We start from the raw sequence: 21,385 nt of genomic DNA, 5'->3' as shown, positions 1-21,385 counted from the left end.
GACCCCTTTTTCTCGCACGAAACGCCCGAGTGTAAGACTCGGGCGTCGCGCGAATAAAACAGACGAAAAGAATAAATCAATGATTCCGTCGTAAGCGTGTCGCACCTTACGGAACAACAACAGTAACGATTTCGTCATTGACGTCTTTGACGTGACACTTGTTGCACAGCGAGCGCTGGTTGGGGCTGTTGTAGGGATCAGGAATCGCATAGGAACCTGATTCCACACCATCCTCTTCGAGAAGAGTGACGGCAAATTCCCAACGGCCGGCATTCGGAGCCGACGAAGCGTGCGCGCGATGGCAGCTCAAGCACATGACCTTACTGGTGGAAGAAGGACCGGCAGTCGATGTGGTCGTCGTGGCCGCATCTTCGAACGGAACGTCCGCCAGGTAAGCGGTCGCCGCAGCACCACCAGTGATGTCTTCGGTGCCATTGTAAAGGTTGTAATTGGTCGCAATGGTAGCGCCGAGAGTATGATCGGTCGGGTGCTTCATGGTGCTGCCGACATTGTGGAAATCACCGTGGCAGTTTCCGCACCAGGCGCTCATGCCGCTGTGGTAAGCGGTATGATTCGAATTGGACTCGACGCCGCCGGAAGAACCGGTGGACAGACCTTCGGCATCAGGAGCGGCATTGGTAAAGGTGAACAGGCCGTCCTGGATGGAACCGGCGCCATAGAGCAAACGGAAATTGGTATTTCCGTGCGGATCATGGCAGCTGGAGCAACCCAGTTCGGATGACGGGAAAGCGCCGCCCGGTGAGGACAGCAGGGTTCCGTCGCCGGCAACGCCTTTGGACGGAGCGTTGAGATTGTGACCTGCGGCATCACCATTGATAGGATTGGTAGCGCCGCCGTGGCCGTCGTTAAGGTTGTCTTCCAGAAGGAAAACAAAGTTGCCGCCGCCCTTGGTGGTCGGCGGGGCCAGCGGGTCGGCCGTGAAGACAGCGCCGCGGCTGGTGGCATGGCATGAAAGACAGACATCACTGGGTGTCGCGTCTTTCAACAGCCAGTCATTGCCGTTCGGGCTGTCGGGATCGACCAGCGCGCCGTCCTTACTGTTGTGCATAGTGTGGCAGCCGGCACAGTATGCGACGCCGGCATCGTGGAAGGCATAAGCACTTCCGCCGAAAACGAAGCAGATGGCTGCTACAAGTAGAAACATTCTGCGCATTAGTGAACCTCCTTAAGCGCATTAGAGTTGATTCCGGGCAGGTCTAGATCCTGCCGGTGTACAGAATGTGATGAAAAAAATAAGTGTTGTTGTGTTCCAGGTTCCATCGCTGTTCCGTTTGAGAGTTCAGGATCCGGTTCCAAATGAATCTTTTGGCCGCCGGTTGCCATTTGTGGATCAACCTCGCGGTTTGAATTATTGCTGTGTATCTGTAAATGTCGGTCCACAATAAATTGCGGCAGCCGACAGACCTGGACCATATTATTGTAAGTTTGGCCGATATAAATTTCGTTTTCCGGACCGATCGCCAGCCAGGTGGGATGATAAAACCATCCGGCGCGCATTCCCTTGCCGCCGAATTCTCCCAAAAACCGGCCGGATTCGGTGAAACAAACGACATTGTAACGGTGCTTATTGAGAACTGCAATGATACCGTCATCGGAAACACTAACCGATACGGGAAATCCCAGCTCGCCGACACCGCTTCCTTTATAACCCATGGACGGCAGCTTCTCGCCGCTGATATTAAAACGGAGAATTTCACCCTGCGAAGCGGCCGGCAGGTAAATCACCTCATTCTTTATGGAAAGCGAACCGAAAAAGAGCTCTTCCCGCAGCGTTTCATCCATCTCGTTTTCAATCTTTATTTCCGACTCGAGGTTACCATTGAAGTCAAAACCGAGAAGGCGCGGCCCGGAAAGATCCAGTACATATAGTTTGTCTCTATCACTGATGGCGAGACTGCCTGTATTAATTTTTTGCCCGTCAGACAGCGCCGGATTGAAAACCTTGATAAATTTTCCATCAAAATCATAAATGAATATCTTTGGCCCTTCCAGCGTCGTGCCCAAAACATATATATACCCCTGGGAATCGACGGCCAAATCGGTCGGCGCCCCGCATTGATCGACCGTGGAAAATTCATATAAGAAGATACCCTTGGAGTCGAAAATTGTCACCCGGCTGTTGCCCGGATCGGCGACATATATCTCATTTGTATTGGCTTCGATTAGAATTCGCCCCGGCCGTAAAAGGTGATTTTCGGTCCCGGGAACGGTCAGAAATCGCACAAACTGAGCCGGCACCGAGAGCGATGTTTCGGACTGCGCCATAATAGAAATCGGAGAAAACAGGCCCAGCAGCCAGACAGTAGCTGTTATCATTATGCGGTTCATCAATTTAGTCCTGCCTTCCTGACAGACATTATTCGGCGCAGTAGCCCTGTGAATATTTTCACAATCTTTCATGGTCTAACTTAACGGCGAGTAAATTGCCCTAATATGTATCTCTTTTATCCACGCTGGGCCAAATCTAATATATAATCTGGAAAAAGCAAGTCTTTTTTGTCCGGTTTGTCAAAAAAAAGATAAATTCAGTATATTTTGCACCTATCCTGGACAAATTCAGTACATTTATAGATTATTATAAAGTACAGATTATTATGTCAAACTGTACTTTTTCAAGAAACGTGCAGTGCAAAGCACTTATAATGTACTAATCAGTGGGGATGACACACCCGGCAGGTTTCGCCGGGATATTCGAATACGGCCAACTCGCCGTTTTTGGGGTTCTCGAATTCATGACATGACTGGCATTCGATCCGGCCTTCATATAAAACGACCTTCTCTTCATTTATCTCAACTCCTCCCGCTTTGGCGGAGACCCCAAACGGATGGCTGGCATGTTCGTCGAAAGAAGGCGGGTTCAATCCGGCCTTCACCAGGTCGGGGAAGGCATCGGAGCGGGTCGAGTGGCAGATAAGGCATTTTTCCGATGGGGATAAGAATGTCAGGGCCGGGTTATCGGAATGGTACACCGCTGCGGCCGTCTTGTGTCCAGCCGACAGATTATCGAGACTTACCGAATCATTATGGCAGGTAAGACATTGAAACAGTTGTGATTTTGAGTCGAAATCGAGCGCAAACACACGGGAGCCTGCCTTGATCATAGCTTTTTTATGAAATTGATGGCAATCCAGGCAGTTGCCGGCGGCACTATTATGAAAATTTAGGGGATATGCCGAAGGCTCCAAAGTGGAAAGCGTATGGCATCCGGTGCAATTGTCACTGCGGTTGCGGCTTTCGGCGGTCGCGTCGGCTTTGGTTTCTGCAAATGAGTGGCACTGCGGGCAGCTTACATTATTATGATCAGCCTTCTCCTTCTTCTCATCATCCTGCGGTGCGGCCGCAGAAAGTGTCAGTAACGCCAGAAGCACCATGCCGATACCCGAAATCCGTAATGCCGTCCCGATACTCATATGGTCATTATCGGAACGATCTCCGGCGACTATTTGTTATATATCGCGGCTTGTGGAAAATCAGATGTCTCAAGGCTGAATTTGGTCAATTATTGCACCCGCGATGGATCTGCATGAGAAAATTGTCCTCAATTATATGGTGCTTTTTCAAAATCCGAATACTGTACGATAATGTATATATTATAATTCTTGTTGCGGCTATATTGGATTAAGTTTGTCGATCATAATATATTGAATCGTAAGGCAATACAATCTCCTGCGGAGTCGAAAAAGGAGTCGCCCGGTTAATAATTATGTGAAAAAATTCATTTTTTTCGATTCTGTGACAATTCCATGACAATTCTAATTGGATTTTATTTACTTTTGGCGCAAGTAATGACGAAGCTAAAATAAAAGATCGGGATGTAAGAAGATGGAATTCGGAATAATCGGCTCATCAGTCTGGCAGCAGAACCTTCCACTGCTTGAATGTCTGACCCTTGACCGTGACGAGAAAATCGATAAGCTTCATCAGTTGAAATCATCGCTTGAGATAAGCGAGCTGATTTATCTGGCCACCTGCAACCGGGTCGAGTTTATATATGCCTCAACCGGTAAATATTCCAGCAGCCAGATTTTTTACCGTCTGCTGGATTTCTTTTTCTCGGGCGGCCATGCCATCAGCTTTTTCCCGAATGATTTTTATCATTATGTCGGCCGTGATGCCATCACGCATCTTTTCCGGACCGTCTCCTCGCTCGAATCGCTGGTGATGGGTGAAGCGCAAATCGCCGGCCAGTTCAAGAATGCCTACCAGGAAGCGATCGAAGCCGGTCTGGCCGGGCCTTTTCTGAGCCGCCTTGGTGATGAAGCGCTCAATGTCTCCAAAAAGATCAAGCGCGAGACCGAGATCGGCAAAGGGGCGCAGTCGATGGCTTCGCTGGCGTTCGCCGAACTCGAAAAACATCTCAAGAAGAATAAAGATGCCGTTATCGCCCTGGTCGGGGCGGGTGAGATGACCAATAAATTCGCCAAATACATCCGGAATGCAAACCTGGGAAATATTTTGTTTGTCAATCGTTCGCTGGATAAGGCCGAGAAACTGGCCGCGGAATTCGGCGGACAGGCGGTGGCTCTGGATAAGTTCAAGCAATCACCGGCTAATGTCGGAGCGATTGTCTCCGCGACTGCCTCGCCCGATCCGATTTTCGGCGAATCATTCCTGGCGCTGTTGCATGCATCCGAAACTCCGGTGCTTTGCATCGATCTGGCGATTCCGCGCGACTTCGCGCCCGAATTCGCCGCTGATGAAAAAGTCAGATTGATCGACATTCCGTATCTTAAAGCCAGGTCCAACGGTAATCTCAGGAAGAAATTTGTCGAGACCAGCAAAGCCAATGATATTCTCAAGCAGTCGGTTCATCAATTTCTGAGTGATCGGATGGAAATCTCGATAAAGCCGATCTTCCGCGAAAGTTTTAATGAATCCATAGAGCTGGCCCAGACCGCGCTCGAAGATCTCTTCGCCAAGAAAGTGACTTCATTGAGCGATGAGGAAAAAGAAGCGGTCCTGAGACTGGTCACCAAGCTCATCGGACATTCCGCCTTTCAGCCGGCACGCAAACTGTCCGACCATCTGGCGCAAATGTACTCCCAAATGAATCTTAAGGATTTCGTCTTCCCCCAGAAGAGCGCCGTTTGAAACCTGTCAATATTACCATCGGGACCAGAGGCTCGGATCTGGCGTTATATCAAGCTCATTTCATCAAAAAGATTCTTGAAGAGCAGTTTGGATGCTGTGTCGATATTAAGATCATCAAAACTTCCGGCGATAAAATCGACGATCTCGCATTCGACAAAATGGAAGGCAAGGGCTTTTTCACCAAGGAAATCGAGGACAGCCTTCTCAATGGAGAAGTCGATCTGGCGGTACATTCGCTGAAGGACCTCATGACCACCCAGCCCGAAGGTCTGAAATTGGGCGCGGCCGGTTATCGCGCCGACCGCCGCGAGATGCTTCTAATCAGAAAAGGCTCAAATGCCGGTGAAGGTGTTGTTCCCGTCAGGCCGGGCGGTATCATCGGCACCAGTTCGGCCAGGAGAAAATGCCAGATTGCCTTTTATAATGATTCCCTCGAAATCAGGGAACTGCGCGGCAATGTCCCGACCCGGATCAGAAAACTTCGCGAAGGCATGTACGACGCTATTGTCATCGCCGCCGCCGGTGTCAAAAGACTTGAACTTGATTTGAGCGACCTTAAAGCTATCGAGCTGGATCCGGAAGATTTCCTTCCTGCCCCCGCGCAGGGCATTCTGGGGCTCCAGATTCGCCATGATGATCCAAAAACCGAGGCGGTTGTTTCGAAGATGGGTTCGCCGGATGCATTGATCGAAGCCTCGCTGGAACGCGGACTGCTGGCCAAATTTAATTCGGGGTGCTCGCTTCCTCTCGGCGTCTATTCGGAAATCAGGGGGGAACAGCTCAGGCTGAAAGCAGTGCTGGGGATTCCGAAAGATGACGGCTGGGATGGAATGGTCGGCGTCGATCTTACCGGCAATAATGTCAATGAACTGGTCGAAAAAGCCTTCATGGCTTTGTGTAAGGAGCAAAAATGACGCGCCTTGCCATCACCAGACAGCCGGATCAACTTGATGAAATTACCCGGATGGCTCATGCCCGCGGGGTTGAGATTGTCCCGCTGCCGCTCATGAATACCGAATATATTAAATTCAATATTAATGATGATGTTATCAATCGACTGGACTGGCTCTTTTTTACCAGCGCCAATGGTGTCAGATCGTTTCTCGACAGGCTGGAAAAGCTTAATATCCCGCTGTCTGATAAAACAAAAATAGGTGTTGTCGGAAAAAAGACCATGGAAGCGCTTGAGGAATATGGATTGAGCGCCGACTTTGCCCCGGCCGAACCCTATGGAAAAAATCTTTTTCTTGAGTTTGTGACCAATATCGCTGCCGGAAACGAGACGGTTCTTTTCGCCCGCGCCTCGAAAATTGTCTATGATCCGGAATATTTATTCAATCTGGCCGGGCTAAGATATTATTCCATCATATGTTATGAAACGACCGAGGGCGCCGTTCCGGCGGGTAATGTGATCGGTTTATCCGAATCCGATTTTATTCTTTTCACGGCTCCGTCGGCGGTAAGATCATACCATAAAACATTCGGAGTGCCGCTGGCCCGAACGATTGCCATCGGCCGGACAACGGCTTCCGAAATGAGTCTGCACAACTGGCAAATTTTCAAAATAATGGATATTCCTGACGTAGATATGGTGTTGGATTATTTATATTAGTATAATTTATGGAAACAATCCGGCGCCGGAAATGTTATTAAAATCGGCTGGGATAAACCGGGAAAAATAGTAGAGGGATTGATAATAATGGACGGCAAAAAGTTCAGCACCGAGAAATCGCAGGAGCTTCTGGAAAAATCTTCCAAAGTCATCCCCGGCGGCGTCAATTCGCCGGTTCGGGCCTTCAAATCAGTCGGCGGAATTCCGCGTTTCATCGAAAGAGGCGAAGGGGCCTATCTTTATGATGTTGACGGTAACCGCTATCTTGATTTCTGCTCTTCCTGGGGACCGCTGATTTTGGGGCACGGCGATCCGGATGTGGTCGCCGCCGTCAAGAAACAGGCGGAGAGGGGAATGACTTTCGGCGCCTCGACGGAACTTGAATACAAGCTGGCCGATTTTATCGTCAGGCATGTCGAATCAATCGAAAAAATTCGTTTTGTCTCTTCCGGAACCGAAGCGGTTATGTCGGCCATCCGCACCGCCCGCGGTTATACCGGGCGCGACATGATTCTTAAGTTCGAGGGCTGCTATCATGGGCATTCGGACCATCTGCTGGTTAAAGCCGGTTCCGGGCTGGTTACTTTCGGGCAGCCGTCATCGGCCGGGGTCCCGGAAAGCATTACCAGCCAGACAGCGGTATTGCCGCTCGATGATGAAGAAGCTCTGGAAAGTTTTTTCAATGAACATGGTGATAAACTGGCGGCGGCCATTATCGAAGGCATCCCCGCCAACAACGGCCTGCTGGTTCAGCGGCATGATTTCATGCGTTTGCTGCGCGCCCTCACCGAAAAGCACGGCGCCCTGCTGATTCTCGATGAAGTCATCACCGGTTTCCGGCTGGGACTTGAAGGCGCCGCGGCCTATTACGGGATATTCCCCGACCTGATCACCTATGGCAAAATTATCGGCGGCGGCATGCCGGTCGGCGCCTTTGGCGGCCGGGCCGATATCATGGATGTCCTCTCGCCGCTCGGGCCGGTCTATCAGGCCGGCACCTTGTCAGGTAATCCAATGGCCATGACGGCGGGATTGGCGACGCTTAATAAATTAGCCGATGGCAAAATATACAGCGATCTGGAACGAAAAAACCGCTTGTTTGTCAGCGAATTGACCGAGAAACTCAAGGGCTATACTATCAATGTTGCGGGAGTGGCTTCGATATACTGGATTGTCTTCCAGAATGACCTGCCGCGCCGCGCCGACCGAATCGACTCCGACGGTATCTCGCATTATAACCGTGTCCATGAAAAAATATTGAACAGCGGCATTTACCTGCCGCCATCGGGGTATGAAGTCTGCTTCATTTCGGCGGCGCATACCGAAGTGATGCTCAAGGATGCCGCATCGACTCTGGCCGATGCCATCCGGCAGGAGGCGCATAAGTGGCAATAGCCGACAGCAACTTTATCAAAGCCTGTTACGGCCGCAATGACGGGCCGATTCCGGTCTGGATCATGCGCCAGGCGGGGCGTTATTTGCCCGAATACCAGGCGATTCGTGACAAAGTTTCGTTTCTGGAGTTGTGCCGGACACCGGAACTTATCGCCGAAGTTGTCAGGCAGCCGATCGCGCGATTCGATCTCGATGCCGCCATTCTCTTTTCCGACATTCTCACGATTCTGGAACCGATGGGCGTCAAGATTGATTTTCCCGACGGCGGCCCCGAAATCGAAGCGCCGATAACCAAACCGGAAGACATCGACCGCCTGATCGAATTCGATATTGCCGCCGAAATGCCTTATGTGCTGGACGGCATCAGGAAAATAAAAGAGATTCTTCCCGATAAACCGCTGATCGGTTTTGCCGGCTCGCCCTTCACGGTAGCCTGCTATCTTATTCAGGGCAAAGGCTCCAAAAATTTCGATATCGCCAAAAAGTTTATACATCAATATCCATCGGCGGCAAAACGATTGATCGATTTTCTTTCGAAAATCACCGCCCGTTATCTCGAGGCACAAATCGAGGCCGGTGCCGATACGGTGCAATTGTTCGAAAGCTGGGGCGGGGTGCTTTCCCGCGATGATTTCAAGACCATGTCGGTCGATGCCGTCAATAAAATATTTAGTTCAATCGCCGGGAAGAATGTCCCGCGTATTTTATTTGTGAATAATATCGCGCCATATATCGATATGATTAAAGATGTCGATTGCGAAGTGGTCAGCATCGATTACCGCATGAATCTGGCGGCCGCGGCCAGGATGCTGCCCGGTAAAGCGATGCAGGGGAACCTGGATCCGGCGGTGCTCTTCGGTTCGGTCGAGCATGTGCGGGAAAAAACGAAGGCGCTTCTGGACAGTGTCGATGATCTCTCGCGGCTGATTTTCAATCTCGGTCATGGCATTATGGTCAAAACCCCCATCGAATCGGTTCATACCATGGTAGAAACAGTGCGCAATTACAGGAAATGATATGTCCGACAACAATGGTTCAATAAAGGTGCCGGTCGAGTTGCTCCGTAAGTACGACCGCCCCGGCCCCAGATACACGAGTTATCCGACGGCGCCGGTGTGGTCGGACAAGGTAATCTCCGAAAATTATGCGGCGGCCCTGAAAACGGCCTCGAAGCAGACCGACCAACCGCTAGCGGCATACGTGCATATTCCCTTCTGCCGCAGGCGATGTTATTACTGCGGATGCAACACCTATATAACCAAAAGTTCCGATCGTGTAAAAAAGTACATCGATGCCCTGATTACCGAAATAAAGCTGACCGCCGAATTGCTCGGCGGGCGGAAAAAAATCAGCCAGCTCCATTTCGGAGGCGGAACGCCGACCTATGTCGAGATCGATGATTTCAATCGCATTCTCGGTGCTCTCGAAGAAAATTTCGAATTTATTCCGGGATGTGAGAAATCGCTGGAGATCGATCCGCGCGTCACCACTTTCGAGCAGCTCGATTATCTGGCGGGCCGCGGTTTCAACCGTATCTCGGTCGGGGTGCAGGATGTCGATCCGACCGTCCAGGAGGCCATCGGCCGCATCCAGTCATTCGAACTTGTCAGCGAAGTAGTCGAATACTGCCGCCAGCTGAAATTCAAGGGTATCAATATTGATCTGATTTATGGGTTGCCGAAACAGACCATTGAGCGGTTCGACGGGTCACTTCTAAAAGCCGTCCAGCTTAAACCGGATCGGGTCGCTCTTTACAGCTTTGCTTATTTGCCGGATGCCAAAGCCAACCAGAAAAAAATCAGCCCCGATGATCTTCCCGCCACCGAGATCAAGTACCGCCTATTTGCCGATGCCGTCAAAATATTCACCGGTCACGGTTATCGCCAGATCGGCATGGATCATTTTGCGCTTCCCGAGGATGAGCTGTCGATCGCGCAGGAGGACGGCCGCCTGTACCGAAACTTTATGGGCTACACGGTGCAGTCATCGCCCGATATGATCGGTCTGGGGATGTCGTCGATCGGCTATATCAATCATTCTTTCTTCCAGAATCATTCGAGCCTTGACGCCTATATGAATGTCATCGGTGAAGAGCGTCTCGCGACTTATCGCGGGATGATACTATCCTATGACGACCTCATCCGCCAGAACGTCATTATGTCATTGATGTGCAATTTCCGCCTTGATTTCAATGATCTCAAGGAAAAATTCGGTATCGATTATCATACTTATTTCACGGATGAACATCAAAAACTGGCCGAGTTTTTTACCGATGATTTCCTCGAAATGCACAACGGCGGTATCAAAGTCACGCCGGTCGGCCGGACCTTTATCCGGAACATCGCCATGACCTATGACAACTACCTTGGCGGCCGACTTCCCGGCAAAAAACCGACTTTCTCAAGAACAATTTAATCCGATTAGCAGCCCGGTCATTCGCCGTCGGGAGTGAATTTATACCCGGCTCCGCGAATGGTGTGAATATATTTGGGATTGGCCTGATCCGGCTCGAATATTTTGCGCAGCCTGACGATAAAATTATCGACCGTCCGGCTTGATGGATAAACATTGTACCCCCAGACGGCGTTGAGCAGCATGTCGCGCGTGACGACCTCATCGGCGTGTTCGGCCAGAAATTTCATGATCATGACTTCTTTCTGGGATAGCTCGATCTCGCCGTCGACGCCGGATGCTTTGTAGGTGTTGGTATCGACCCAGAAATCACCGAATTTGACCTGGTTATCATCGAGCGGACTGGTGCTGTACCATACCTGTCGGCGGAAGATGGCCGCTACTCTGAGAATCAATTCCTTGAGATTGAACGGTTTGGTCATGTAGTCATCGCCGCCGGCCAGCAAACCGGCGACACGATCATCCTCGCGGTCGCGGGCCGACAGAAACAGCACCGGAACGCGCCCGGCCTCTTTGCGAATGGTCCGGCACACTTCGAGCCCGTCCCTGCCCGGAAGCATGATGTCGAGAATTATCAAATCGAAACCGCCCTGCCGCCAGTAGTCCAGCGCCATCTGGCCGTCGGAGGCAATGACCGTCTCATACCCCTCCGCTTCGAGATTCAACTGAAGCCCGTCGGCGATATGCTCTTCGTCCTCGACAATCAAAATCTTTTTTTTCATCTATTGCACCAGGGGCAATTTAATCGTGAACACCGAGCCGTGGCCGATGCCTTCGGATCTGATTTCGACCGTGCCGCCATGCGCCTCGACCGCCTGGCGCACCAGGTACAGCCCCAGCCCGGTTCCCTTGACCGTTCGGGTCGATTCATCACCGATACGGTAAAAACGGTCGAAAATATATTTTTGTTCTTTTACCGGGATGCCGACGCCGTTATCGGTGATGTCGATGCAGGCAAAGGCGCCCTGCCGCGACAATGATACGCTGATTTTTCTATTTTCCGGCTTCGAATATTTCAGGGCATTTTCGATAATGGCCCGAACCGCTCTTTCGAGCGCCTGATAATCGGCTCTGACCGTGATATTCGGCTCGAGATGCCGCTCGATTTTTCCGCCCAACCCGTCAAGCAGCGGCTGGAGATTGTCGAGATATTCACCGAGGTCGCCGGTCAGATCGGTTTTTTCCAGATTAAGGCGGTAATCCTGCCGGCCGGAGCGGCCCGCCTCGAGAACATTATCGACCATGCCTTCCAGCCGGTAGCAGTCATCAAGCATCTTACCGTACAAATCATGCTTCTTGTCGTCATTCAGTTTTCCCGACTGAAGCGTCTGGATGTACAGCCGCAGTGAAGTCAGCGGCGTGCGAAATTCATGCGTCACGGCATGGATAAAATTCTGCTGGCGAAAAGTCAACTCCTCGGATCGCTGCAGCGTCCGGTATATCAGGAAGGCCCCGAATAATGTAATCAGGACAAAAAAACTGCCCTCGGAAGCGAACATCATTATCCGGCCATGAGTCGATCGAGTCAGTTCTTCCTCCACCTCGGGAAGAACCGCGAACATGGCGGGATCGACCCAGGTCATATTTTTGCCGCCATGTTTTCCGGAAGGATTGTAATCGATGGCGTCCTTTGCGTCTCCAAGCAACTGTCCCGGGAATTTCGGATCGAAGAAAATAGTTGTCCCGCCGCCGATATCGGCATAGAAGGTCGAATCAGCCCGCCCGGAGTTTTTCGCGGTTCCCGCCGGAACCCCGCTTGACGAATATCCGATTATGATGCTGTCGGCCAGCAGGCTGTCGAAAAATTTTCCCTGATCCTGCGCCATATTCATGGCATATGTAATCACGCTTATTCTTTGCTGAAAACAGCGGTTGGCGGTCAGTCCGATGATTTCGATGCGCTGATCCAGGAGTTCCGTCTGGTGACGGCTCAGCTGTTTGCTTAAATCGATCTGATAAATTATCCACCAGGATAATTGGGCGACGCAGAAAATAATCAGCCCCACAAAGATATAGAGGGCGAATCTGGTCGGCTTGATATCCCGTCTTGTTTTCATCCTGATCCCTTCGCTAAACAACTAAGCGGCCGTGAAATTTATACTTATACGCATCGATTCCCCGTCCCACGCAAACGGCCCGGTGTTTAAGTTATTACTAAACCGATTTGTTGTCAACAAGAGGAGTTTACTCCTTCGGGTGCTTGGCTTTATTCTGGAACTTTCTGTTAATTTTCGGTAAAATTAATTAGTGGACAAATGTCGAATTCCTTTGTATGATTGTTTTGTGATTATTGGGAAGTGAGAGTGAAATTCATTATCCTCAATGATTTAACCGGTCCGCGCAAAAGGGCTAAAGCAACGGGGAGGTTATTTATACCATGAAACGTCTGTTAATTATCCTGCTGGCCATTTTAATCTGTGTTCCCAGCGTCTTTGCCCGGAAGAAATCAAAAAAATCGGGCGATCTCGAAAATAATGTTTATACCGATGCCGCGTATGATTTCCAGATCACTTGTCTTGGTAACTGGAAACCGGAACTTCAAAAACCGGACAAGGAACTTCGCCTGGTCTTGACCCAGCAACAGTATGAAATCCCGCCGGAACTTATGCAGTATCCGGCCATGGCCAGGATTCCGATTTTGAATATTCATGTCGATGAAGTCGAATTTACGCCGGCTGTGTATGTTGATTCCCTGATCAGGAACTCTTATTCGTCCAAAGTCAAAAAAGAAGTTTTGAAAGATCTTCAGCCTCTGGAGGAAAACCTTTCTCTCGAAGGGCTCAAAACAGTCGCCAAGGATTTTATCAAGGTTGATGACTATGAGGCCAGCCAGTGGCAGGGAACCGTCCATTATCTCAAGAAATTGGGTATGGGCGAGACGATCCCGAGAACCTACAGCGTCGGTATTGTGGCTATCAAGAAAGATAATTTAATGATGACCTGCCTGCTGTCATGCGAAAGTGTGTTCTTCCCGAAAATATTCAAGGAAGTGCTGGAGATGGTTAAAACCATCAAGTGGCAGGATATTCCCGAGGGCGAATAAAACTGTTTTTGGCAGGCGGGGGTATTAACTCCCGCCTGTTTTATATCAAAGAATAGTGTTGCCTCATTCGTAACTTTAATACTGTGCTGTAAATCAGCAGGAGAATTAAATGAATATCAGTATAAGATACTGCGTTGAGTGAAATTACCTGCCACAAGCCGCCGGTCTGGCGGAAGCGATAAAGGCCAAATTCGGACTTAAGGCCAAATTGGTTGACGGCCACAACGGGATTTTCGAGGTATCGATTGACGGAAAAGCGGTTTATGACAATAAAGCTGAATGCGGGCGTTTCCCGACCCATGTAGAGATTTTTGAATTGATAGAAAAGAGTAAACGTTAATGAAGGTTATAACTAATTGAGATTGCGTTTTATTAAATGGCTATCAAAAAACCGATAGATAAAAAAGAATGTGCCTGTAAGAGCAAGTCGAAAAAAAACATCCCGGAAGCGATCCAAAAGTCAAATAAGCCGGAGGGTTTGAAAATCCTGCCGCTTTTGAATAACTCCTCCTGTTCCTGCGAATAGAAAATTTCCCTCTATTTTCGATGTCGGGGCAAAGTATTTCAAATGTCGCTTTGCTTTTTCACGTCGGCAATCAGTTTATCCCGAACGTTCTGATATTTGGCGTTGTCTTTATCCCAGTCGCGGGCGTCAGCGATTACCTTTTTGACCACATCCGCCTTGCGTTCATGCTCCCACTTTTCGAAAATATAATCATCAATTCGCACCGGGAAAAGGACATCAGTCTCGCCGTCATATTCACCCTTGTTTTTCCGCCCGATTAATTCCCGCTCTTTTTGAATAGCCCGCTCGATCTCATCGCCCACATAAGGGCTCTTCAGTGATGATTCGCTCGCAATCAGCACCAATTTATTGAATTGTCTAATTGCATGATCTATCTCGCCCCAGATACTCTTGCCGGTTCGGGCATCTTTATCCCATTTCCAACATCTGATTCCGGCTCCCTGGAAATCATTGTACAAGCGTGTTGCGAATTTCTCATCGGCGGTGCTGTAACTGATAAAGCAAGTATAGAACCTTATCGGTTTCCCCACCTGCGCCCGGAAATAAGCGATTTCTTCATCACGCAACCCACAGCCTCGAAGAAATTTTTCCGGCAGATCGCCTTTGAATTTAAGCAAAGAGTTTACGTCAATAAATGACTCAGCATCGTGCATTGTCTCATCCAGACCAATTGCCTCTGATAGATCTGATGACAAGATAGTATTGCCCAATTGCGCCCTAATAAAAGTGGTTTTTGAAAGTAATGTATTTTGAAATCTTGTGTAATATATAATTGCACCGCTGAGATTGGCATTTCGTAAATCGGCGTTTCTAAGATCCGCAATTCTGAGATCAGCATCTCTCAAATCAGCACCTCTTAAATCAGCCTTCCAAAGGTCAGCTATTCTGAGATTTATACGGCTGAGATTAGCATTTCTGAGAATGGCACTTCTGAGATTAACATCCAAAAGGTTTGGTACATTTTCGCCCTCTACCCTCCTCCTGTTCCACTCCTCAATCCCCTTCGGGCCACCCCGTAGTAATTTCACCGCCTCGTCTCTATCCATTACTGCCTCCCGATTATTTTTAATAAATATCCACCGACAAACTGAACCCGCGTTCAATTTAAATTTGTAAACCCTTACGCATAAAATAAGATATTCCCCGCCATAAAGCAACCTTTGCCAGATTCGGGCGTATTTAATACCATAATATTAATGGTATGCACGTCTATAAATATAAATAGGCGCCAATAATACAAATAGGCGCTTGACAGAAACGGAAAAGATTATATAATCACTGCGCCCGGTGTGAATGGGCAGGAGAATTGAACCAGTAGATTACTTACGAAGCTGCTGTTAATACTTGCCGCGATGCCTCACCGCCAAACCACCGATCGTGAGGGCAACAAATAGCTGCGACTGTCGTGAGTGGGACGAAGCGAGGTTGTGGATGATTGTCGTGAAAAAAATCGTTGAATTGTCGGTTATTTCGATATTACTAATCTTCATTTTTACTCCGCGGGCCAACGCCTATATCGATCCGTCATCGGGAAGTTACTTCATACAGATCCTCATGGCCGGTGTGCTGGGCGGAATATTCGCCGTCAAGATGTCGTTCGGCAGAATCAGGGAGCGCGTCTCCCGTCTCCGCCGGAGAGACAAGGCCGAATAAATGCGCGCACCAGCCGACAGCCGGGTGGCCGGATCTTTCCGCGACCCCGCCGGTTTTATTTTCAGCCATGGAAGCGCGCTCTATCGCCAGGTTAACCTCTCTTACCGCGATAACTATGACCATTTGATTGATTCCGGGCTGTATCGCAGGCTGGTGGAGGCGAACCTTCTGGTTGCGCACGAAGAAACCGATCATCCGCCAATCGAGCCCGAAGCGGCCTATAAGGTCATCAAACCGCGCCGGATAGAATTTATCTCGTATCCGTATGAGTGGTGTTTCAGCCAGCTCAAGGATGCCGCTCTGGCCACCCTCGAAATACAAAAACAGGCTCTTGAGTGCAGCATGACCCTCAAGGATGCCTCTGCCTATAATATCCAGTTCGACAACGGCCGCCCGATTCTGATCGACACCCTTTCTTTCGAAAAATATATCGAGGGCGAGCCATGGCTCGCTTATCGCCAGTTCTGCCGGCATTTCCTGGCGCCGCTGGCTTTGATGAGTTACCTCGATATTCGCTTCGGGCAGTTGATGCGGGTGCATCTTGACGGTATCCCGCTCGATATGACCGCCGCGCTTCTTCCCTGGCGGACATGGCTGTCGCTCCCGCTGCTGGCCCATATTCATCTTCATGTCCGGAGCCAGCGCCATTTCAAATCGAAAAGCATACATAACGGCGGCGGTATGGTGAGCCGAAACGCCATGTTGGGATTGATCGACAGTCTCGAATCGGCTGTCCGAAAACTGAAATGGCGCCGAAAGAAAACGCTCTGGGCCGATTATTACGATAACAACAATTATGATTCCGCGGCGCTGGAGCACAAGCAACAGCTTGTCTCACAATATATTGATATGACCATGCCGACCCGTCTCTGGGATCTGGGCGCCAACAACGGCCGTTTCAGCCGTCTGGCGGCCGAAAAAGGCGCCTTCACGGTGGCTTTCGATCTCGATTACGGCGCGGTCGAGGAAGATTATATTGAAAATATTCGCGCCGGCGAAAGACGGATTTTGCCGCTCGTGCTCGACCTGGTTAATCCCAGTTCCGGGACAGGTTGGGCGCACCGGGAACGGATGTCTCTTCTCGAGCGGGCGCCGGCCGATACCGTTATGGCCCTGGCCCTGATACATCACCTCGCTATCGGCGATAACCTGGCCTTCGGGCAGATAGCCCATTTCTTTCGTGCCATCGGACAGAATCTCATCATCGAATTCGTACCTAAGGATGATTCACAGGTGCAGCGGATGCTGGCCAGCCGCCGCGATATTTTTGATGATTACACTCAGGAAGCCTTCGAGAAGGCCTTCGCCGAGCATTTCAATATCATAAGGTCCGAGCCGATTATCGACACCAGAAGAACTCTCTATCTCATGTCCGGCAGATGAAATCGCGCGGCAGCCGTCCATACATCCTGCACCCGTTTTTATTCGCCCTTTTTCCGGTTTTCTTTCTCTACGCCCTTAATGTCGGACAGACGTATTTCAGCGACATTTTTTTTCCGGCGTTTCTGATTATTATAACTGCTTCGGCCGTCGTGTCGATTTTCAATCTAATACTAAAAGATTGGCTCAGGGCCGGATTGATTACTTCAGTCATGACGCTTTTCTTCTTCTCCTACGGTCATCTGGCCCGCTCGCTTAATAATTATATCTCGCCGTGGCTGCTTCTGGTGATTTGCACGTTCGTACTGCTGATAATTATCTTCGTCATCATCCTGAAAAAGCCGAAACTGAATCAAACGACAAGAATTCTGAATATAGTTGCGGCAGCACTGCTGCTTATTCAGATAATCCGAATTGGAATCGTGTTTATTTCGAGCGTTTCCGCGCCGGACATAATATCGGAAAATTCGCAAAGCATCAAACAAAGTGAAAATCTTCCCGATGCTTATTTCATTGTCCTCGATGGCTATGCCCGCGCCGACGTGCTTTCCGAAATATACCAGTACGACAATTCGGAGTTTATCGACTTTCTCAGAAACCGCGGTTTCACCGTTGCCGACAGCAGTCATTCCAACTATGGACAGACCCTGCTGTCATTGGCTACGACATTCAACATGGATTATGTCCCGAATCTGGTTTCATTGGATTCGCTCTCGAGCGATCGCTTGCGCTTGTATGAGAGATTGCGCCATAATAAAGTTCTGGAACTGTTCAAAAGAGCTGGTTATACGACTTCAGCTTTTTCATCGGGATACGGCCTTTCGGAGATACGCGAGGTGGATAATTACATCAGCGCTTCATGGATGCCCGGTGAATTCGCCAACATGCTGTTATCATTCACACCGCTGCCGGTGATCCTGAGCCGCATCTATTCGCCGTTCGAAATTCATCACAACCGCATTATGCATATCATAGCGAATCTTGCCGATCGCAAAAAAGCCGCCGCGCCGCAATTTGTCTTTGCCCATATCATCTGCCCGCATCCGCCGTTTGTCTTCGGCCCGAACGGCGAGAGCCTTCGCCCGGAGCGGCCGTTCAACATGGAGGACGGCTCGCATTTCCTCAATGAGGGCGGGACAGTCGATGAGTATCGAAACGGCTATATCAATCAGGTGAAATTTATCAATGGACAAATGGAAGCGGTCATTAACCACCTGCTTTCCATCGATCCCGAAAACCGGCCGATCATCATCATACAGGCTGATCATGGGCCCGGCTCGGAATTAAGCTGGGTCGGATCGGCGGAGACCAATCTTAAAGAACGCTTTTCCATTCTCAATGCCGTCCTGCTTCCGCAAAGTGACAGCGCTTATGTTTATGATGCCGTCAGTCCGGTCAACACCTTCCGGGTCATAGCCAATATCCTGTTCGACTGCCGCTATGATCTGCTCCCTGACCTGAGTTATTACAGCACCTGGGAGCACCCTTTTGGCTTTATGCCGATTACCAACGACAGCGGCCGCATATATGAATATTTGCTTGATTACTATTTGTCTCTGTCGCCGGGAAAAATTAAGTACCTCCATGTCAGTCATCCGTTGCCTGCAGGGACCAATCCCAATTCCGGGCAGTGCATACGGATGACTCCTCAGGGTCTGTGCATCGATCTTGAAAGAATGTATCATTCGACATTGATGGAAATAACCGCCGATCGCAATGATGAGTACCTGGTACGGTTCCGAAAAGGCGATACTGATCTTGTCGAGATGATGCTTCCCGCTCTGAATGTCACCGGCGATGCCCTGCGTATCGATACCTTGGCCATTCCGCAGGAGACGGCCTATGCCGGCTATGACAATATTTTGATTATTCCCCGCAATGGCGACGGCCGTTATGCGCTGGGCCATATCCGGCTCGGCGTCCCGGCCAGACGATAATATCGATTAATGATTTCTATTCGGTGCGAAGGGCCTCGACCGGATCGACTCGTGCCGCCCGCGAAGCGGGATAAAATCCGGCCGCAAGACTGACAAGCAGGCCGAATAATAGCGCGGTCAGTATTAGCCATGGCGGCAGGGCGAACAGCTCCATTTCGGGTATATCCTGTTTCTGCATGATAATCTTGATCACCATGGATGCCACCCTCGTGATAACCCACCCGAAAATAATTCCAAACGAGGCTCCAATGGCGCCGATCAAACCGGATTCGGCCAGAAACAATAGCCGGATATCGCGCTCATCGGCGCCGAGCGATTTGAGAATGCCTATCTCACGGCGGCGTTCGATAATCGACATCACCATGGTGTTGACAATACCCAACGAGGCCGTGATCAGCGCAATCAAGCCAATAACGCCGAGGGCCATATCGAAATAGATAAAAAATTTCTGCATTTGGGCGAATTCCTCGGCAAAGCTGAAGGTCCGGTATCCGAGTGCTTTGATGGTATCGCGAACCGAGGTATACGGTATATTCGGTTCGAGATCGACGGTTATTTTCGGGTATGACCGGCCGTCCTGATTGCCGTCGGCGGTCAGCAACGTTCCGCTCTGAAGCGAGGCAAACAATGCCGTCGGGTCATCGGTAATGCCGCCGGCACTGAATCGGGCCGCTGTCGCCGCTGGAATAATCAGCGGGTTGACGCGAATCGGGCCGCCATGACGGCTCTCCAGTACTCCCCTGATAATCAATGTATCGCTGACCAGCGCTTTGGCATTGAAGAAACCATCCAGAAACCTTCCCATGGCATAGCCAAGTTCCTGTCGAACCACCCTTTTGATATAGGCGGCGTGAATCAGCGAATCGAATTGTATCTGATTGATCCTCTGCTTGAGCGTGCTGTCCATTTTGGGAATGATGTGCACAATGCCGCTGTCGATACTGGCCACGCTGACCGATATAATCAGCTGTTTCCCGATCAGCGAGTCGGCCTTGTCGATGTCGAGCATTCTGAGCAGTTCTTCGGTAACGACAACTTCTTTGGCGCTGTCGTTTTCGAATGCCGAGCCGGCGGCGAAATTCGAGTATGCTTTGGTTTTCATGGCGTCGATCGGGAGCGCCTGCGCCGAAAGCGACAACTGCGTGTCGATAATGCCGGCCGTTACCGTGAATGAATTAAACGGATAGACCAGCCGTACACCCGGGATTTTGGAAATAGCTGCGACCGCTTTGCTGTCGAGAATAACTGCCCCCGTGGAATCGGAGGGCTGGTTGTCTTTCGGCGGAAAGACCTGCATGGTCGTTAACAATCCCAGCTTTTGATACTGCTCCGATACGTTTTTCTGCATTCCGGCGCCGAAGGAAAGCATCGCCACGAAAGCGGCGATGGCAATGACCACGCCGGATATGGTCAAAAAGGCCCGCAGTTTCATCCGCCACAGGTTGCCGGTCGAGATGGTCAGGAAGTCGTGCAATTTCATTTTGCCGCCTCCGAATCATCGATTACCCGGCCGTAATTCATACGTACCATCCGTGCCGCATAGCTGCCGGCCATATCGAGATCATGCGTAACCATGACTATGGTGAGCCCGCGACGGTTGAGATCGGTTATCAAATCGGCTATCTGGATACTGTTGTCCCGGTCGAGATTGCCGGTCGGCTCATCGGCGAAAAGTATTTCCGGATTCTTGACCAGCGCCCGCGCCACCGCCACCCGCTGCTGCTCGCCGCCGGAGAGATCGGCCGGGTGATGATCGATACGGTCGCTCATGCCCAGCCGGTCAAGAATCTCAAGAGCCATTTCTTTGCGCCTGCGCCGTGGTGTATCATTGAAAAAAAGCGCCCGCTCGACATTTTCCAGCGCCGTCAAATGCGCCATCAGATTAAAGGACTGAAATATCATGCCGACTTTATGGGCGCGATATGATGCCAGCTCCTTGCGGCTGAGACTGTTCAAAGCGATTCCCTCGAATTCGATCCGGCCCGCCGTCGGGCTGTCAAGCCCCGCAATAAGATTTAACAGCGTCGATTTTCCTGATCCGGAAGCGCCGACAATCGCCAGGAACTCCCCCTTCTCCAATGAAAGGCTGACATTATCCACCGCCCGAACCTCGTAACGCCCCCGCGTATAATAGCGGCAGAGATCAATCGTCTTAATCCAGCTTGAACCCATGATCTATAATACCTTATTATTCCTCAAAAAGTTACTTCAGGTTTGACGGAAATATCAGATATTCTTGTGAATGCCCGCAAGTCTTTTTCGATTTTTATAAATTTGGTGGTGGATACATTCCCCGCTTCATATTATCTTGGTGA

The 21,385-nt window shown here is 50.2% G+C and carries 19 protein-coding genes; 11 read left to right on the top strand and 8 right to left on the bottom strand.

Translation table 11 applies throughout. The features are described from left to right. Nucleotides 1–106: 106 nt before the first annotated feature. The 3 genes from CVT49_00645 to CVT49_00635 form a co-directional block, all read right to left on the bottom strand. Nucleotides 107–1,174, bottom strand: coding sequence for a hypothetical protein (locus CVT49_00645; GenBank protein PKK85082.1), 1,068 nt, complete (start codon nt 1,172–1,174; stop codon nt 107–109). Continuing rightward, a complete protein-coding gene (locus CVT49_00640) occupies nt 1,174–2,349 on the bottom strand; it encodes a hypothetical protein (GenBank protein PKK85081.1) in 1,176 nt (391 codons plus the stop codon). Before CVT49_00640 ends, CVT49_00645 begins: the two co-directional genes overlap by 1 nt. A 323-nt stretch (nt 2,350–2,672) precedes the next feature. Continuing rightward, on the bottom strand, nt 2,673–3,431 hold the full coding sequence (locus tag CVT49_00635; GenBank protein PKK85080.1) for a hypothetical protein: 759 nt from the start codon (nt 3,429–3,431) through the stop codon (nt 2,673–2,675). Nucleotides 3,432–3,843: 412 nt separating this feature from the next. On the opposite strand from CVT49_00635, the gene hemA reads away from it, so the two are divergent. From hemA to hemN, 6 genes are all read left to right on the top strand, one after another. Then, entirely contained in the window at nt 3,844–5,112 is a 1,269-nt protein-coding gene (gene hemA, locus CVT49_00630) for a glutamyl-tRNA reductase (protein ID PKK85079.1), read from the top strand. Beyond that, nucleotides 5,109–6,026 (top strand): hydroxymethylbilane synthase, encoded by a 918-nt coding sequence (locus CVT49_00625; GenBank protein PKK85078.1) that lies wholly within the window; start codon nt 5,109–5,111, stop codon nt 6,024–6,026. Before hemA ends, CVT49_00625 begins: the two co-directional genes overlap by 4 nt. Continuing rightward, entirely contained in the window at nt 6,023–6,724 is a 702-nt protein-coding gene (locus CVT49_00620) for a hypothetical protein (GenBank protein PKK85077.1), read from the top strand. The genes CVT49_00625 and CVT49_00620 overlap by 4 nt, the downstream gene beginning before the upstream one ends. A gap of 87 nt (nt 6,725–6,811) precedes the next feature. After that, entirely contained in the window at nt 6,812–8,119 is a 1,308-nt protein-coding gene (gene hemL, locus CVT49_00615) for a glutamate-1-semialdehyde-2,1-aminomutase (protein ID PKK85076.1), read from the top strand. Then, nucleotides 8,110–9,135: a uroporphyrinogen decarboxylase gene (hemE, locus tag CVT49_00610; GenBank protein PKK85075.1), complete on the top strand. Its 1,026-nt coding sequence runs from the start codon at nt 8,110–8,112 to the stop codon at nt 9,133–9,135. Before hemL ends, hemE begins: the two co-directional genes overlap by 10 nt. Nucleotide 9,136: 1 nt before the next feature. After that, on the top strand, nt 9,137–10,534 hold the full coding sequence (hemN, locus tag CVT49_00605; protein PKK85074.1) for an oxygen-independent coproporphyrinogen III oxidase: 1,398 nt from the start codon (nt 9,137–9,139) through the stop codon (nt 10,532–10,534). 17 nt (nt 10,535–10,551) lie between these two features. Here hemN and CVT49_00600 read toward each other — a convergent pair whose 3' ends face one another. Both CVT49_00600 and CVT49_00595 read right to left on the bottom strand, forming a co-directional pair. Next, nucleotides 10,552–11,253, bottom strand: coding sequence for a DNA-binding response regulator (locus CVT49_00600; GenBank protein PKK85073.1), 702 nt, complete (start codon nt 11,251–11,253; stop codon nt 10,552–10,554). Beyond that, on the bottom strand, nt 11,254–12,588 hold the full coding sequence (locus tag CVT49_00595; protein ID PKK85072.1) for a hypothetical protein: 1,335 nt from the start codon (nt 12,586–12,588) through the stop codon (nt 11,254–11,256). 320 nt (nt 12,589–12,908) lie between these two features. Here CVT49_00595 and CVT49_00590 point away from each other — a divergent pair, with 320 nt between their 5' ends. Next, on the top strand, nt 12,909–13,574 hold the full coding sequence (locus tag CVT49_00590) for a hypothetical protein (GenBank protein ID PKK85071.1): 666 nt from the start codon (nt 12,909–12,911) through the stop codon (nt 13,572–13,574). 148 nt (nt 13,575–13,722) lie between these two features. Beyond that, nucleotides 13,723–13,914 carry a hypothetical protein gene (locus CVT49_00585; GenBank protein ID PKK85070.1) on the top strand — a complete coding sequence of 64 codons (192 nt, stop codon included), beginning with the start codon at nt 13,723–13,725 and terminating at the stop codon, nt 13,912–13,914. Nucleotides 13,915–14,138: 224 nt separating this feature from the next. On the opposite strand, the gene CVT49_00580 is transcribed toward CVT49_00585, so the two are convergent. Continuing rightward, entirely contained in the window at nt 14,139–15,146 is a 1,008-nt protein-coding gene (locus CVT49_00580) for a hypothetical protein (GenBank protein ID PKK85069.1), read from the bottom strand. 385 nt (nt 15,147–15,531) lie between these two features. Between CVT49_00580 and CVT49_00575 the strand changes: the two genes are divergently transcribed. Genes CVT49_00575 through CVT49_00565 form a run of 3 tightly spaced genes read left to right on the top strand, consistent with a single transcriptional unit; the run spans nt 15,532 to nt 19,070 of the window. Then, a complete protein-coding gene (locus CVT49_00575; protein ID PKK85068.1) occupies nt 15,532–15,753 on the top strand; it encodes a hypothetical protein in 222 nt (73 codons plus the stop codon). Then, a complete protein-coding gene (locus CVT49_00570; protein ID PKK85067.1) occupies nt 15,754–17,136 on the top strand; it encodes an SAM-dependent methyltransferase in 1,383 nt (460 codons plus the stop codon). After that, the gene (locus CVT49_00565; GenBank protein PKK85066.1) at nt 17,133–19,070 is read left to right on the top strand and encodes a hypothetical protein; all 1,938 of its coding nucleotides are present in this window, start codon (nt 17,133–17,135) and stop codon (nt 19,068–19,070) included. Before CVT49_00570 ends, CVT49_00565 begins: the two co-directional genes overlap by 4 nt. Nucleotides 19,071–19,086: 16 nt before the next feature. On the opposite strand, the gene CVT49_00560 is transcribed toward CVT49_00565, so the two are convergent. Together CVT49_00560 and CVT49_00555 are read right to left on the bottom strand one after the other, a co-directional pair. Next, nucleotides 19,087–20,550, bottom strand: a complete 1,464-nt coding sequence (locus tag CVT49_00560; GenBank protein PKK85065.1) for a hypothetical protein — start codon at nt 20,548–20,550, stop codon at nt 19,087–19,089. Next, nucleotides 20,547–21,242, bottom strand: coding sequence for a macrolide ABC transporter ATP-binding protein (locus tag CVT49_00555; GenBank protein PKK85064.1), 696 nt, complete (start codon nt 21,240–21,242; stop codon nt 20,547–20,549). Before CVT49_00555 ends, CVT49_00560 begins: the two co-directional genes overlap by 4 nt. Nucleotides 21,243–21,385: the final 143 nt, after the last annotated feature.

It is taken from the genome of candidate division Zixibacteria bacterium HGW-Zixibacteria-1 (genome assembly GCA_002838945.1).
Taxonomy (GTDB): Bacteria; Zixibacteria; MSB-5A5; order GN15; family PGXB01; genus PGXB01.
The sequence above is the reverse complement of the archived record's forward strand: the minus strand, read 5'-3'. Positions and strand labels throughout refer to the sequence as shown.

Coding starts and splice junctions, on each gene's coding strand:
- CVT49_00645 (PKK85082.1), bottom strand. CDS start 1,174: ATGCGCAGAATGTTTCTACTTGTAGCAGCCATCTGCTTCGTTTTCGGC.
- CVT49_00590 (PKK85071.1), top strand. CDS start 12,909: ATGAAACGTCTGTTAATTATCCTGCTGGCCATTTTAATCTGTGTTCCC.
- hemA (PKK85079.1), top strand. CDS start 3,844: ATGGAATTCGGAATAATCGGCTCATCAGTCTGGCAGCAGAACCTTCCA.
- CVT49_00580 (PKK85069.1), bottom strand. CDS start 15,146: ATGGATAGAGACGAGGCGGTGAAATTACTACGGGGTGGCCCGAAGGGG.
- CVT49_00620 (PKK85077.1), top strand. CDS start 6,023: ATGACGCGCCTTGCCATCACCAGACAGCCGGATCAACTTGATGAAATT.
- CVT49_00570 (PKK85067.1), top strand. CDS start 15,754: ATGCGCGCACCAGCCGACAGCCGGGTGGCCGGATCTTTCCGCGACCCC.
- CVT49_00575 (PKK85068.1), top strand. CDS start 15,532: ATGATTGTCGTGAAAAAAATCGTTGAATTGTCGGTTATTTCGATATTA.
- CVT49_00555 (PKK85064.1), bottom strand. CDS start 21,242: ATGGGTTCAAGCTGGATTAAGACGATTGATCTCTGCCGCTATTATACG.
- CVT49_00565 (PKK85066.1), top strand. CDS start 17,133: ATGAAATCGCGCGGCAGCCGTCCATACATCCTGCACCCGTTTTTATTC.
- hemN (PKK85074.1), top strand. CDS start 9,137: ATGTCCGACAACAATGGTTCAATAAAGGTGCCGGTCGAGTTGCTCCGT.
- CVT49_00635 (PKK85080.1), bottom strand. CDS start 3,431: ATGAGTATCGGGACGGCATTACGGATTTCGGGTATCGGCATGGTGCTT.
- CVT49_00560 (PKK85065.1), bottom strand. CDS start 20,550: ATGAAATTGCACGACTTCCTGACCATCTCGACCGGCAACCTGTGGCGG.
- CVT49_00595 (PKK85072.1), bottom strand. CDS start 12,588: ATGAAAACAAGACGGGATATCAAGCCGACCAGATTCGCCCTCTATATC.
- hemL (PKK85076.1), top strand. CDS start 6,812: ATGGACGGCAAAAAGTTCAGCACCGAGAAATCGCAGGAGCTTCTGGAA.
- CVT49_00640 (PKK85081.1), bottom strand. CDS start 2,349: ATGAACCGCATAATGATAACAGCTACTGTCTGGCTGCTGGGCCTGTTT.
- CVT49_00600 (PKK85073.1), bottom strand. CDS start 11,253: ATGAAAAAAAAGATTTTGATTGTCGAGGACGAAGAGCATATCGCCGAC.